A 14,183-nucleotide genomic window follows, 5' to 3' on the forward strand; every position below is an offset into this window, starting at 1 on the left:
GATTAACTATCTCGCAACTTGGATTAATTGCTACTGATTTTCTTTAATAGTACGCCGGTCGGCGACCGGCTAACGTGCGGCCGTGGGTTACACTACGACCAACGGGGTGAGCCGTGATGATGTAGCCGGTAGTTTGGCCCGGACTGACGGGTATGAACTATATCCATCCGGAAGAATCATCAACGTAGTACAGAATTCTATCGAATTGATCCAATTTCCGGGTAAAAGGGCTTGGATATGTTTTCTCATATGAGTAAATTGAGAACCTATCTAAACCCCTCTGAACCATGAACATAAAACAAATCTTGCAGCGTAAGCCAATCAACACAATTTACTCGGTTAGTCCTGACGAATCGGTTTATCACGCTCTGGAGCTTATGGCCGAGAAAAACATTGGTGCCGTACTGGTCATGGCCGATGGAAACCTGACGGGGATTTTCTCCGAACGGGATTATGCCCGCAAAGGGATTCTGATGGGCCGGGCCTCCAAAGAAACGCACATTCATGAGGTAATGACCAGCAAACTGATTACCGTCACGTCGACCGATAAGCTCGAAGACGCAATGCGGATCATGGCCGACAAGCACATCCGCCACCTGCCGGTCGTTGACGAAGGCACGCTGATTGGTATCATATCCATCAATGACGTGGTGTCAACGATTATTAATGACCAGAAGGCACGAATTAATTCCCTTGAGAGTTATATAACCGGTAGTATGTATTAAAAACAGAAAAGCAGGTTACGGATCATGGCACATAATTCCGGGCGCATCAACTCTACGGAATTCATAATTCGTAACTATATTTGTTTTTCTCTTTTTTAACCACCGGTATTATTTTGACTGAAATACTTGATAAACCCCGGCAAGAGGTTTTGAAATTATATGGCAACCGGCTCCGTCTGCGCGTATGCGGCCTCTATCGCGAAGGAGATCGTCTGTTAATGGTTCGCCATCGTGGCATTGGCCCGACCGATACATTCTGGTGCCCTCCCGGCGGGGGTCCGCAGTTCGGGGAGGCAGCGCATGAAGCCCTCGTCCGTGAATTTGCGGAAGAAACCGGACTGAAAATTGCGGTTGGTGATCTGTTGTTCGTCAACGAGTTTATGCAGCCGCCTTTGCATGCGCTTGAATTATTTTTTGACGTAAAAAACCTGGGCGGCAGCATCCACCAGGGTTTCGACCCGGAAATGGGTGCCGACGAACAAATCATTCAGGATGTGCAGATGATGCACTTTGAAGAAATCAAAGCCTACCCGCCCGAAGAAGTGCATACGCTCTTTCAACGGTGTGAGTCACTGGATGATGTCTTCCGCCTGAGCGGATACTTACACTAACCGGATTGCAACAGCCCGGCCGGAGCCAGGCTGTTGCAATCCTCTTTTTTGCCTGAATTATCGTGATCGCTACCGTGTCTACTTCACCAACTGTTGCTATTCGTCAGGAATCCTTTGATCCGGTTCTTGCCGAACAGGCGACACTGTGTCTCGAAGTATCAAAAGACCGGTTCCGGTTTGCCATGCTGGATAAGGCAGGGCTATGCGTCTGGCTGGAAGAGTTCATGTTTCCGTCGCTCCTGAATGATCGCGCACCGCATGACATGCTGCCGGCTATTTTTGAGCAGCATCAGATCCTGTCACACGGCTCATGGCGACAGGTGCTGGTTTCGGTGAACTCCCCCTCGTTTACCCTTATTCCCAAACCCCTTTTCCGGAAAGAATACGCAGGCAGCTACCTGGCTTTTATGCGTGGCAGCGAACTGATGCCGCACGAGTTTCCGACCGCTTATCTGCACAGCCACGACGATTGCTATGTGGTCTTCAACATGGATCATCAGCTCAGCGATTTTTTTTCCGCACAGTATCCGTTGCAGCAGTTATCGTTTGTGCACCAGACTAGTACCATTCTGGAAGCCTCCCGCTTTTCTGACAACGCGAAAACAGGGCTGCGTCCGGTAATGACCTTATGCTTTGAGAATGAATTTGTGACTGTCATGCTCCGTCAGAACGGGCAGCTGAAATATGGGAACCGCTTCGGCTATAAAAACCCGGACGATCTGGTCTATTACCTGCTTTATCTGATCGCCGAACTACAGTTTACACCGGATGTGTTAACCGCTTTTTTATTCGGTGAGCTAACGCCGTTCTCGGAAACGTACTCCCGGCTGGCGGCTTTTTTTCCTAACCTCCGTTTCGGCCATTCCCCTTCCCCGCTCCGGCTGGCACCGGGGTTTGACGAACTGCCCGACCACCGTTACCTGAGCCTGTACGGCCTCTGCCTCATCAGCCAATAAACGCCTGATTACCTGAACGTTCGATCTGCTTTTTTACAGAATCATGCGTTTACGCCTTCGCTCTTTCGCTCATTCACTCGTTCACTCTTTACTCCCGCCTGTAGGTTTGTAGTTTTTTTCTTCGCTAATTCGCCGACACATTCATGTGAGTCAATGAAGCGAATCGCACTTTTCCCGGGCTCTTTCGACCCGTTCACCAAAGGGCACGAAGACATCGTTCTGCGCGGCCTGAATCTGTTCGACGAAGTCGTTATCGGTATTGGCCGTAATGCGAATAAGCAACGCTATTTCGGGCTGGAACTCATGCAGCAACTGATTGAAGAAACATTCAGGGAGTACCCGGCGGTCAGGGTTGTGTCGTATGATGACCTGACCGCTAATGTCGCCCGCGAGCTGGGTGCCCGCTTTCTATTACGCGGGTTACGGAATACCACCGATTTCGAATACGAAAACGGCATTTCGCAGGTAAACCGGTATATCTACGAAGATGTAGAAACGGTTTTTCTGATTACCTCTCCCCATCTGGCTCCGATCAGTTCGAGTATCATCCGGGATTTACACCGGTATCATAAAAACATCGATAATTTTTTGCCGTATAATATTGATCAAAAAAAATAAGCGGTGTTTCCACCGCTTATTTTGATAACGATTCGATCACATACCGGATCGAGCTAAACGAATTGGTCAAGGCCATCTGCGTTTGTCTGGCATCCAGCCAGGCTAGTTTTTCAATGTCTTCTTCTTCCTGCGGCGCCATTTTCCGGTCATCGACACAGGTCATCCGGTACCATTTGGTCCGTTTCAGAATCCGGTTACCGTTCAGCGTATAGGTATGCCAGGTGGTACAGATTTTTTCTTCGATCTCCACACGGACACCGGTTTCTTCTTCCACCTCCCGCATCGCTCCTTCCTGAGAGGATTCCCCGTCGTCGAGTTTGCCTTTGGGCAGATCCCAAACACCCCGGCGGAACATCAGCAGCATCCGGGTGCCCTTAAAGACCACGCCGCCCGCTGCTTTTACCACTTTATATAATGCCTTGAAACGGTCCTCTACCGCCTCTTTGTCCATACAGACAAGCGTGACAGACAGCAGCTGTGAGGCATCGCCGTTCTGGAGTAAACTGTTCAGCTTTTCAGCCGTAGACGGAGTTGCATTCAGGAGAAGCAAGTGACCCTGTAAGGCACTTTCTTTCAGAATACCCAGTCGGACATCGATTACCTTATCAAAATAATCGTGGCTCTCGAGCCGGTCAGTTGCATTACGCCCAATAATTCGAATGGGCCGGTCGTCAATAAAGACAATCATGTAGCGTGCGATTACAGCCTCCTCCTCTCTGCCGACGAAAAGGTTTGTTTCCATATGAACAAACTTATCTTCACAAATGGCCTGAGAGGCGGCTGAAAACTAGTTTTTGGGCAAATTTAGCAAAACCAACATTGTTGCATAGTTAGAACTTATGCTATTTTTGCGTCAGGCCAATTCTCTCCCTTTGTGGAAATACTCATAATACTCTTACTTACGATACTCAACGGCGTCTTCTCGATGTCTGAAATCGCCCTGGTATCCTCCCGACGATCAAAACTGGAAACCGCTGCCAAGAACGGCGACCGGCGCGCTCAGGTGGCGCTTGATCTGGCTAACGCACCAAACCGCTTTTTATCAACCGTTCAGATCGGTATCACGCTGATTGGTATCTTACTGGGTATTTTCAGCGGTGACCAGCTGACGACGGACGTTCAGAGTTTCATCGCCCAAATTGATATCCTGCAACCTTACTCCCGCTCTGTTGCCGTTGTTGTAGTGCTGTTGATGCTAACCTATACGTCGCTGGTTCTGGGGGAGCTCGTTCCCAAACGGATTGGCTTGTCGAATCCGGAAGGCATTGCCAAAACCATGGCTGCGCCGATGATTTTCCTCTCTAAGATTACCTCGCCCTTCATCAGCCTCCTGAGTGTTTCAAGCGACTTGCTGATTAAAGTTCTTCAGATTAAGCCAAACGAAAGCGCAGTTACCGAAGAAGAAATCAAAAGCCTTATTCAGGAAGGAACCACCGGCGGAGCAATCGAAGAGATTGAACAGGAAATTGTACAGAACGTGTTTCAGCTGGGCGACCGGCGCATTACGTCGCTGATGACCAACCGGCAGGAGATTGTATATCTCGACCTGGAAGAATCCGCCGAAGAAAATATCGAAAAAGTCATTCAGTATAAACACTCGACCTATCCCCTCTGCAACGGCGGGGTTGATGAGGTGGTTGGCCTGATTTACTCAAAAGACCTGCTGGGAAAAGATCTGTCGACCGAAATCCTGCGCCTCGACTCGCTGAAGCGCGAGGTGCTGTACATTCCGGAAAACAACCGCGCCTACCAGGTACTCGAACGTTTCCGCGAACGGCGGCAATATGTGGGAATCATCGTCGACGAATATGGCGGTGTGCTGGGCATTGTTACCCTGAACGATATCCTGGACGCGCTCGTGGGGGATATTTCGGAAACCAGCGAATTCAATTACGAAATACGGGAACGCGAAGATGGCAGCTTCCTGATTGATGCCCAATTGCCGTTTGATGAGTTTATCGAACACTTCGACATTACTCTGTCGGCTCAGACCCGCCGCGACCTGACGGGGTTCGATACACTCGGTGGCTTTGCGCTGCATATCCTGAAGGATATTCCGCAGACCGGCGAAACCTTTACCTGGCATAATTACCAGTTCGAAATTGTTGACATGGACAAGAGCCGGATCGACAAAATGCTGGTGAAGAAACTCTCTGAAGAATAATCTAGTAGCGATTAGTATGGATTCTATAAAAAGTGAAGTTGCCCGCGCGCTCCTCGACGTAAAGGCGGTCCGGCTACGGCCACAGGAACCGTTTACGTGGAGTTCGGGCTGGAAGTCGCCGATTTACTGCGATAACCGCATTACCTTGTCTTACCCGCCGGCCCGCACGCTGATCAAGCATGCGCTGGCTCAGGCTGTTCAGGAACATTTTCCTGAGGCTGATATCATTGCCGGGGTGGCTACCGCCGGTATTCCGCAAGGCGTTCTGGTTGCCGATGCTCTGGCGCTTCCGTATTGTTATGTCCGGCCGGAACCGAAAAAACACGGTATGGGCAATCAGATTGAAGGCCGGATCGAGCAGGGTCAGAAAGTAGTGGTTGTAGAAGACCTGATTTCGACCGGTGGCAGTTCACTGAAAGTAGTCGATGTGCTGCGTCAGGCCGGTGCAGAGGTACTGGGCATGGTGGCGATCTTCACCTACGGGTTTCCCGTGGCCGATCAGAACTTTACTGACAAAGCCGTTAAGCTCGTTTGCCTGAGCGATTATACCGCACTGCTGACCGAAGCCGCCGCCCTCGATTACATTTCTGAATCCGATATGGCGTCGCTGAATGCATGGCGTGAAAATCCGGCGGTCTGGCAAGGCTAACCCGCCAAACCGCATAGAAAAAAGAGGCATCACCTTCGGGGTTGCCTCTTTTTTCGTTAAGGGCTGATTAACAGAAATTTCATATACGGAATGGCCTTCCGCGGTAATTTTCCCGTAAGTTAGTGACCTGAATCTCATCTTTCCCCGACATGAATACCCAGCAAACCATGGCCGACATTACCGCCCTGTTCGACCGGAACGGGCAGGAAGCCTATTATGGTGAAGACGTTACGCAACTGCAACACGCCCTTCAGTGTGCCCACCTGGCCGAACGGGCCGGGCTCGATGACGAGTTTATCATTGCCGCCCTGCTGCACGACATCGGCCATTTATTGCCATCGGACGTTGCCGAAGAGCATATGGATGGCTACGGCCGCGTCGACCATGAAAAGCTGGCGGCCGACTATCTGCGCGAACGGGGATTCTCCGAAAAAACCGCGCAGCTGATCGAGCACCATGTCAATGCGAAACGCTATCTGGTGGCAAGAAACCCCGATTACCTGGCCAACCTGTCGGAAGCCAGTCTGCAGACACTCACCTTTCAGGGTGGTCCCATGAGTCCGGAAGAAGCGGCGGCTTTCGAGCAGAATCCTTTTTTCCACGGTATTCTGCAAATGCGCCGCTGGGACGAACTGGCGAAAGATACCGACGCCCTGACGCCTTCCCTCGGGCATTATCTTCAGGTGTGTGAACGCTTTCTGAATCAGGCATGAAACGAATTTTTCAGGTACTAGCCGTCTGCGCCATAACGCCGGCTATGGCCCAAAAAACCTACCAGACGCTACAGGTTCCGGGACGTCATCAGTTCTGTCAGATCGACACCGGCGGACGCAGGGTCGTTTTACCGAGCGGCCGCCTGGTCACACCCGCCGGGAACGGGTACGCACTACCAACGATCCTTTCAGACTGGCCATTGCCCCCGACGGCCGGCATGCAGTAACGCTTCACGACGGTGTTGTGACGGTCGTGGATCTGCCCACACTCAGACCAACGCGGGTACCGGACTACCGAAGACGATCCGCAGGGCGGTGTTGACCATATTGACGGGCATCGTTCGGTGTTGATGATGGCAGGCCCTTATGTAAAGCGCGGGTACGTGTCACACACCCACGGCAACTTCGGCTCCATTCTGAAGGTGATTTATAACACGCTGGGCGTGCCGTACGTCAATCAATATGACCAGACGGCTTCGCTGTTGCAGGATTTTTTCACCGACAAACCGGATTATTCACCCTATACGGTTGTCTTGCCTGACAAACGCATCGTTGACCCTCAGAAAGTCATGAACCCATACGGCAAACCTTTTGACTGGTCAAACATTCAGACGGGCCCCAAAACCGGAGAAACAAAGATGGACGATCCGGCCGAACAGCGCGCCGAACACTATCGCCGGCAACAGAATTAACCGGTTATTGTCATACTTGAGCCGGCGAAGCATCTCTTCACGTTCAACGATACGAGATCCCTCGCCGGCTCAGGTATGACAAACCGGTTGCTTACTGCAGATTCCGGTCTTCGCGGCTGTTGAAGGTGTCGCCCTGATTCAGATCACCGGTCTGGAAGCCTTTCTTAAACCAATATACCCGCTGAGCCGATGTGCCGTGGGTGAAGGCGTCGGGAACCACATAGCCCTGTGTCTCTTTCTGAAGCCGGTCATCCCCGATGGCATTAGCGGCACGCATTGCTTCTTCGATATCACCGTCTTCGACCGTTTTCAGTGTTTTCTGGGCGTAATGCGCCCACACACCGGCCAGAAAATCGGCCTGTAACTCCAGACGAACCGATAATTTATTGTATTCGGCTTCGCTCACACGACCACGGGCATTGTTCACTTTTTCGAGAATGCCCCACTGATGTTGTATGTGATGCCCGACCTCGTGTGCCACCACATAGGCCATCGCAAAATCGCCGGGGGCGTTGAAGCGCTCCGTCAGCTCATCATAAAACGAAAGGTCGATGTATAACTTCTGGTCGGCAGGGCAGTAGAAAGGTCCCGATGCGGCAGAGGCCATGCCGCAACCCGATCGTGTCTGCCCCCGGAAAAGCACCATTATCGGTTTGGGATATTGCTCGCCCTGACCGGCAAACAGTTTGGTCCAGACATCTTCGGTATCGGCTAATACCACCTTAACAAATTTAGCGGCCTCGTCATCTGCCTGCGGGCCGGCCGGTGCTTCCGTCGCGACCTGATCAGACCCCGACTGATTGAATACCTGCGAGGGATCTCCGCCCAGCAGCATCACAATCAGGGCAATAACCAGTGTCCCGATACCGCCGCCGACCACCATTCCGGTTCCTCCGCCGCCGCCCCGGCGATCATCTACATTATCACTTTCACGTCTTCCTATCCAACGCATGGTCTCTGTTGTTTTGGTTAAAATGAAGCCCAAAGTAAGTATGTTTCGTGACTTCTTGCTAACCAGCAAACCACTTTATCTGATCATTGTTAGGTTTATTGACTAAATGTCAATTCAGGTGAAAGGGCTGCGAATCGGTATTTATCAGCTTCGACTGATGAATCAGCCCCAGAATCAGCAGGCCAATCACAATGGCACTGATAATCTGAATCGTTGATACCAGGTTAAAGACCGACGACTCACTTTTTGACTCCATCATCAGCGCTTTCCCTTCAGCCGACTGAATGGCAGTCAGTTCGTGTACCTCTCCCATCAGCGCCTGAAACGTTTGGGCATTTTTCCCTTTTACCAGTTCATCCAGTGCCTGTGTTTTATCGCTGCGGTACAATGTCTGCAATTCCGTTTCCTGACCACGGTATTGAGCCAGCTGCTGTTTAAAGAGCCGGAGTCCTCTGGTTTCTCCGTCGACCAGAAACGTTTTTTCATAGGCCGTCAGCAGGGAGTCAATCCGCCGCTGGTGTAGCCGTTGCTGGCTGATAAACAAAGGTTCATCAATCGAACGACCCAGAATCATTTGCTTTTGCAGGGCAATGCGCTTGTTGAACAGATTTTCTGTCAGGTACACCATATCAATGGCAGGCATCAACCGGTCGGCATAAATAGATGAGAACGACTGATCGATGCTGCGGATATTCTTTCGGGAAATAAGGGTATTCAGCGTGATGATGGCCATGATGCCGCTTAAGAGCAGAGCCGCCTTGATTTTCTGTTGAATGACAAATGACCACTTCATAACCGTTTTTCTATTGAGTATTACGCAGAAGCAGTCCGGCAGACTGCTATATTTGTAACGAACCTACAAAAAATTGTATAATAACACCTAATCGGTGGGCGGTTAGTTTACCAAAACAGTGTTAAGCTCCTTAACTTGTCTATGAAATCCGTGCATATCACGCGTCTGCTGGTTTTTCTGTGTTGCCTGACCGGTTGGTGGCTGGCAGGAAACAAAGCGGCAGCACAGGTACCAGTCACGACACTCCGCGGCACGGTAACCGATGCGGAAACACATCAGCCCATCCCGGCGGCCAATGTATATCTGAGCGGAACGACCAAAGGCACTACGACCGATGAAAAAGGTAATTATGTGCTGCCCAACGTTCCGCAGAATACGGTTGAACTGGTTGTATCCTTTACGGGTTATGAACCCTTCCGGCAACGCCTGCGCCCTACCGGCAAACCGGTCGATGTGGCCCTGCGAATCACGATGTTGCAGGAACTGGTTGTTGTGGCCAAACGGGATAAGGAATGGCTTCAGCGCGCCCGTACCGTCGAAAAAGAACTGCTTGGCCAATCGCCGTTTGCCGGCGACTGCCGCCTGCTCAACGCCGAAGTGCTGAGCTTTACAGAAACCGCCGGCGTGTTATCAGCCCGTGCAGCCGAACCCCTCCAGTTTGAGAATCAGTCGCTGGGCTATCGGATTACCTACCAGCTCATTAACTTCCGGTTTGAGCCGGGCCGCGGCACATTTTATGCAGGTCTCCCGCTTTTTACTGAACTCACACCTACATCAGACAAACAAATACGTCAGTGGCAGCGTAACCGGTTGCAGGCCTACCGCGGGTCACTGCGCCATTTTATGACCGCGCTCCTGCAAAACCGGCTGGAAGAAGAGAAATTTTTGGTCTATCGTGAAGACATTACCATACCTATTGCCAAAAACTCCGTACCGATGCTGAGCAGCGAGCTGGGCAATCACCTCAAACCGTTTGATGCACAGGCCGCACTAACGGCCGGTCAGGTGTCGGCGGAACGGGTGCTGACGAGCTACCTGCCGCTGGTGGTTTTCTATACGCCGGTATCGTCCCGCTTTTCCCCCTACCGCGATGCACAATATGCTTACTCACAACTGGTTTTTCCGCAACGTTCCATCGACATCAGCACAAGCGGGCTCATTGTGAAACCCAATGGCTTTGAAGCACGCGGGTATCTGAGTAATGACCGGCTGGCCAATGCCTTACCTGATGACTGGGCTCCCGAAACACCCGTAAACGGTACTCAACCGTCAAAACAGGTCCCCCAAACCAACCTGCCAGCTCTCACCACATCGCTAATCCGTCCTGCCGACAAACGAATTGACTCGCTCCGGCGAGCCTGGAACACGTCGCCGGTATCGGGCAGCAAGGCGTTATTTGTCCATATTGATAAACCGGTATACCTCACCGGCGACCGTATCTGGTGTAGTGTGTATGCCCTGCAACGCCAGACTCATCAGCCCGATACCAGCGATACCGGACCGGCCGTGCGGCTTGAACTCTGGTCTGCAAACCGGCAGCTGGTGAGCCAGCAGTGGGTTGCCATCCATACCGGCCGGGGCGAAGGTTCTGTATATCTGCCGGATTCGCTGGCTGGTGGCGTGTACCAACTCCGCGCCTACTCCGATGCCGACCGGTTCAGTAATCGTCCGGCATTCGAGCGCACTATATCTGTTCTGCAATCAACTGCACAATCGTCATCTCCAGCCAGTAGTCTGCCTGTACAAGGTAACCTTGAGATCCAGATCTTACCCGAAGGCGGGCATATGGTGGCTGGCTTACCTGTCCGTTTAGGAATCAGGGCCATTAATGCAGAAGGGAAAGGACAATCCGTGCAAGGGCACATCCTTAACGCTGCCGGTCAGGAACTTACACGCTTTCAGACCAATGGCCTTGGTTTTGGACTGGCCGAATTAACGGCGGCTCCAGCTCCGTCGCAGCAGCTTACAGCGAAGCTGCAAGCTCCGCAAAACGGGCAGGTTACCCTCCCGGCTTCCCTTCCCGAAGGCCTGACGCTGCGCACCAGCCTGGCCGCGGACTCCAGTCAGATTCTGGTACGCATTATGGGTTCGGAGGCTTATCAGCACAGCACTGCCTACCTGATTGCCCAAAGCCGTGGCCGGGTAGTGGATGCACTGGTTTTGGGATTATCGGGTAAACCGGCAGAGCTGACAATTAACACCACTAAATTTCCGGCGGGCATTGCACAACTGACAGTGTACGATTCGCTGGGCCGTCCGCAGGCCGAACGGCTTGTCTTCATCCCTGAACGACGGCCAGCCATTCAGGCTGGTTTTGATCTGTCGTCGGCTCCGGCTGCCAATCAAACCACCATTACCCTCCGGCTGAGCGATGGCACACCTGTTCCTGTGCAGGCCCTGTTATCGGTCGCCGTTACAAGCGACGCGCAGGTACCGGCCGATACCATGGCCGCTGACATACCCGTACACTTGTTGCTGACCGGCGAATTATCCGGTGTGGTGGAGCAGCCCCGCGTCTATTTCCGGAATCGTTCCCGGAAAACCTATCAGGCACTTGATCAGGTGTTGTTAACCCAGGGGTGGCGGCATTTTCGCGTGCAGCCGGTTATAGATGTGGCAGCGAAAGCCACTCAAACCGGCAATATAACCTTACGGGGACAGGTGGTCAACCTGCAGAATGAGCCGCTGAACGGACTGAAGATGGTCTTGTCGGTTATCGGCGGACCGCAGTGGCAGGTCCGGGAAGTCTTTACCGACAAGGAGGGGCGTTTTCTTATACACGGACTGGTCCTGACGGATTCAACGCAGCTGCGGGTTCAGCTTTCTGATGCATCTAAACGAGAGATCAAGGCAAAGGTCATTTTTGACAATAATGTAGGGACATTTCTGCCCGGCCCTATGCTGTCACCCATCGATCCGGTACCGGCCACGCTGACCGCTCTGCTGGCTGGTGGCCGTGAGCGGCAATCGGCAGATCCGGCTCTGTATCGGCAGGCAGGCAGCAAACTCTTGAAAGAAGTCATCGTGAAGGCACCGGGCACTGATGAGCGCCCTGAAAGCATCCGCAGACGGAGTATGCATGACCGCGTTGATCAGACTATTATTATTACTGACCAGAAGCGCGCCGGTCAGACAAGTCTATACACGCTGCTTCGCAACCTGTCAGGCATCAGCGTGACCGAGGTCGACAACAAAGGGAGTCTCGCCTATAATGTCCGTATTTACGGCGTTGGCCCAACGGCAGGGGTCACCAGTATTAATGCGACAGCGCGCTCGCTGGATGCCAATCCGTATACGGCCAAACAAGTCGTCAGTAATACGTTTTCCAATCCGTTATTCCTCATTGACGGTTATCCGGTTCAGGATGACGATGGGCGGCAGTTGCTCCTGTTTCAGGCGGCTGACATTGAACGTATTGAGATCCTGAAAAGCGCTACAGCCAGTGTATACGGAGTCCGGGGTAATAACGGTATTATCGCTTTTTATACCCGTCAGGGAGCTGGCACAACCAGCAATGCAGGCAGTACAGCCTTTTACAAACTCCCGGGTTACACTGTCTACCGCGACTTTTTTACCACCCGCTATCCTGCGGGGCGAACACCGGCACAACCGGCTTTGCAGGATGTGATCGGCTGGTTTCCGGCCGCCTTTACCGACAAGCAGGGTCGTTTTGAAGCACAGTTACCGGTACCAAAACTGCCGGCCCGGACACGTATTACGATTCAGGGCATTACGCCATCAGGCGACCCTGTTTCCATTAGCCAGCCGCTTAACTAACGCCGGTATATCCGGCGCCCCGGCTGCTTTTATCCGTATACGTTTAAACCGATCTGACAAGCATGCAACCGACGCGTCGCAACTTTATCAAAGGTGTCACGGCTACTACCGTAGTGGCCGCAACCGAGAGTATGGCAAGGCCTTTTTCCATCATCAGAAATCTGAATAAGGTGAGCCCCAACGATAAAATCCGGATTGCTACCATCGGCATGGGGATTCAGGGAAATTACGATACACAGGCTGCTCTCCGCAATCCGGATGTTGAACTGGTTGCCGTGGCCGATCTGTACGACGGACGGCTTGAACATGCCCGAACGGCGTTCAGCAAAGACCTGTTTACTACCCGCGACTATCGTGAAATCCTTGCCCGCAAAGACATTGATGCCGTGCTGATTGTCACACCCGACCACTGGCACGACCACATTACGATTGCCGCCCTGAAAGCAGGAAAGCACGTCTACTGCGAAAAGCCGATGGTGCACCACATCAATGAAGGCAAAGCGGTTATCGATGCCTGGAAAAAGTCTGGAAAAACCATGCAGGTAGGCAGTCAGCGGATCAGCAGCGCTGCCTTTCAGGAGGCCAAACGACTCGTACAGGCCGGCGACATCGGGGCCATCAACTACATCGAATCGAACAGCGACCGGTTTAATGCCATTGGTGCCTGGAACTACTCGATCCCGACGGATGCGTCTCCGCAAACCCTTGACTGGGACCGTTTTCTGGGCGACGCCCCCAAACGCCCGTTTGAGGCAGCCCGTTTTTTCCGCTGGCGGAATTACCGCGACTATGGCACCGGCGTGGCCGGCGACTTGTTCGTGCACCTCATTACAGGGGTCCACTTCGTCACAAATTCAATGGGACCGAACCGGATTTATTCGTCCGGGAACCTCGCTTACTGGAAAGATGGCCGCGATGTACCGGATGTCATGACGAGTGTAATGGATTACCCCAAATCCGATCAACACGAAGCGTTCCAGATGGTATTACGGGTCAACTTCGCCAATGCAGGCAAGATCAACAACATGACCCGCATTATCGGCAACGAGGGACAGATCGAATTTTCGGAAAATGGTCTCATTATGACGAAGAAAAAACTGCCGCTGGCACCCGGTTACGGAGGGTACGACAGTTATTTCACGTTTACCGAAGATGTACAGAAGGAGTTTACCAAACAGTACGACGCGAAATACCCGCCCGAGACCCGAACCGCCGAACCGGTCAAAGAAGTCCGGTTTGAATCGCCGAAAAACGACGATGCCCACGGCCGCCACTTCGGGGATTTCTTCGATAACATCCGGAAAGGCAGCCAGGGAACGATTGAAGATCCGGTTTTCGGTTTCCGCGCGGCAGCACCGGTGCTGGCTTGCAATGAAAGTTATTTCGAGAAAAAAGTCGTGTATTGGGACCCCGTGACCATGACTCAGAAAACCGGCCCCGGCCCCGCAAAGCCTGCCCCGCAGAAACCGGTGGCCGCTGCTGCGAAGAAAAAGTAACGTGTTTTCTGCCTGACCAACGAGGCGCGGACTTTCA

General features: G+C 52.4%; 14 protein-coding genes. 11 read left to right on the top strand and 3 right to left on the bottom strand.

Annotated elements, in window-relative coordinates; genetic code table 11:
• The first annotated feature begins 287 nt into the window (after positions 1-287).
• The 4 genes from BLX24_RS09070 to coaD all read left to right on the top strand — a co-directional run bounded on the left by BLX24_RS09070 (position 288) and on the right by coaD (position 2,910).
• Positions 288-725: a CBS domain-containing protein gene (locus tag BLX24_RS09070; RefSeq protein WP_071502821.1), complete on the top strand. Its 438-nt coding sequence runs from the start codon at positions 288-290 to the stop codon at positions 723-725.
• Between the two features lie 149 nt (positions 726-874).
• The gene (locus tag BLX24_RS09075) at positions 875-1,336 is read left to right on the top strand and encodes an NUDIX domain-containing protein (protein WP_374755000.1); all 462 of its coding nucleotides are present in this window, start codon (positions 875-877) and stop codon (positions 1,334-1,336) included.
• Between the two features lie 74 nt (positions 1,337-1,410).
• Entirely contained in the window at positions 1,411-2,292 is an 882-nt protein-coding gene (locus BLX24_RS09080; protein ID WP_071503188.1) for a DUF3822 family protein, read from the top strand.
• Between the two features lie 153 nt (positions 2,293-2,445).
• Positions 2,446-2,910: a pantetheine-phosphate adenylyltransferase gene (coaD, locus tag BLX24_RS09085; protein ID WP_071502823.1), complete on the top strand. Its 465-nt coding sequence runs from the start codon at positions 2,446-2,448 to the stop codon at positions 2,908-2,910.
• Between the two features lie 16 nt (positions 2,911-2,926).
• On the opposite strand, the gene BLX24_RS09090 is transcribed toward coaD, so the two are convergent.
• The gene (locus tag BLX24_RS09090; protein WP_071503189.1) at positions 2,927-3,598 is read right to left on the bottom strand and encodes an NUDIX hydrolase; all 672 of its coding nucleotides are present in this window, start codon (positions 3,596-3,598) and stop codon (positions 2,927-2,929) included.
• 186 nt (positions 3,599-3,784) lie between these two features.
• Here BLX24_RS09090 and BLX24_RS09095 point away from each other — a divergent pair, with 186 nt between their 5' ends.
• From BLX24_RS09095 to BLX24_RS09115, 5 genes are all read left to right on the top strand, one after another.
• A complete protein-coding gene (locus BLX24_RS09095; RefSeq protein WP_083421884.1) occupies positions 3,785-5,074 on the top strand; it encodes a hemolysin family protein in 1,290 nt (429 codons plus the stop codon).
• A gap of 16 nt (positions 5,075-5,090) precedes the next feature.
• Complete coding sequence (gene pyrE, locus BLX24_RS09100) at positions 5,091-5,723, top strand: orotate phosphoribosyltransferase (RefSeq protein ID WP_071502825.1); 633 nt, start codon at positions 5,091-5,093, stop codon at positions 5,721-5,723.
• A 149-nt stretch (positions 5,724-5,872) separates the two neighbouring features.
• Complete coding sequence (locus BLX24_RS09105; RefSeq protein WP_143092631.1) at positions 5,873-6,436, top strand: phosphonate degradation HD-domain oxygenase; 564 nt, start codon at positions 5,873-5,875, stop codon at positions 6,434-6,436.
• Positions 6,433-6,663, top strand: coding sequence for a hypothetical protein (locus BLX24_RS09110; protein WP_071502827.1), 231 nt, complete (start codon positions 6,433-6,435; stop codon positions 6,661-6,663). The genes BLX24_RS09105 and BLX24_RS09110 overlap by 4 nt, the downstream gene beginning before the upstream one ends.
• A 156-nt stretch (positions 6,664-6,819) precedes the next feature.
• Positions 6,820-7,128: a hypothetical protein gene (locus BLX24_RS09115; RefSeq protein WP_310590776.1), complete on the top strand. Its 309-nt coding sequence runs from the start codon at positions 6,820-6,822 to the stop codon at positions 7,126-7,128.
• Positions 7,129-7,219: 91 nt separating this feature from the next.
• Here BLX24_RS09115 and ypfJ read toward each other — a convergent pair whose 3' ends face one another.
• Together ypfJ and BLX24_RS09125 are read right to left on the bottom strand one after the other, a co-directional pair.
• Positions 7,220-8,080 (bottom strand): KPN_02809 family neutral zinc metallopeptidase, encoded by an 861-nt coding sequence (gene ypfJ / locus BLX24_RS09120; protein ID WP_071503190.1) that lies wholly within the window; start codon positions 8,078-8,080, stop codon positions 7,220-7,222.
• A 109-nt stretch (positions 8,081-8,189) separates the two neighbouring features.
• Positions 8,190-8,873: an MCP four helix bundle domain-containing protein gene (locus tag BLX24_RS09125; protein ID WP_071502829.1), complete on the bottom strand. Its 684-nt coding sequence runs from the start codon at positions 8,871-8,873 to the stop codon at positions 8,190-8,192.
• A gap of 141 nt (positions 8,874-9,014) precedes the next feature.
• Here BLX24_RS09125 and BLX24_RS09130 point away from each other — a divergent pair, with 141 nt between their 5' ends.
• Together BLX24_RS09130 and BLX24_RS09135 are read left to right on the top strand one after the other, a co-directional pair.
• On the top strand, positions 9,015-12,650 hold the full coding sequence (locus tag BLX24_RS09130; protein WP_071502830.1) for a carboxypeptidase regulatory-like domain-containing protein: 3,636 nt from the start codon (positions 9,015-9,017) through the stop codon (positions 12,648-12,650).
• Positions 12,651-12,712: 62 nt separating this feature from the next.
• Positions 12,713-14,146: a Gfo/Idh/MocA family protein gene (locus tag BLX24_RS09135; RefSeq protein WP_071502831.1), complete on the top strand. Its 1,434-nt coding sequence runs from the start codon at positions 12,713-12,715 to the stop codon at positions 14,144-14,146.
• Positions 14,147-14,183 lie beyond the last annotated feature (37 nt).

It is taken from the genome of Arsenicibacter rosenii, from assembly GCF_001870735.1.
In the GTDB taxonomy this organism is placed as follows: Bacteria; Bacteroidota; Bacteroidia; order Cytophagales; family Spirosomataceae; genus Arsenicibacter; species Arsenicibacter rosenii.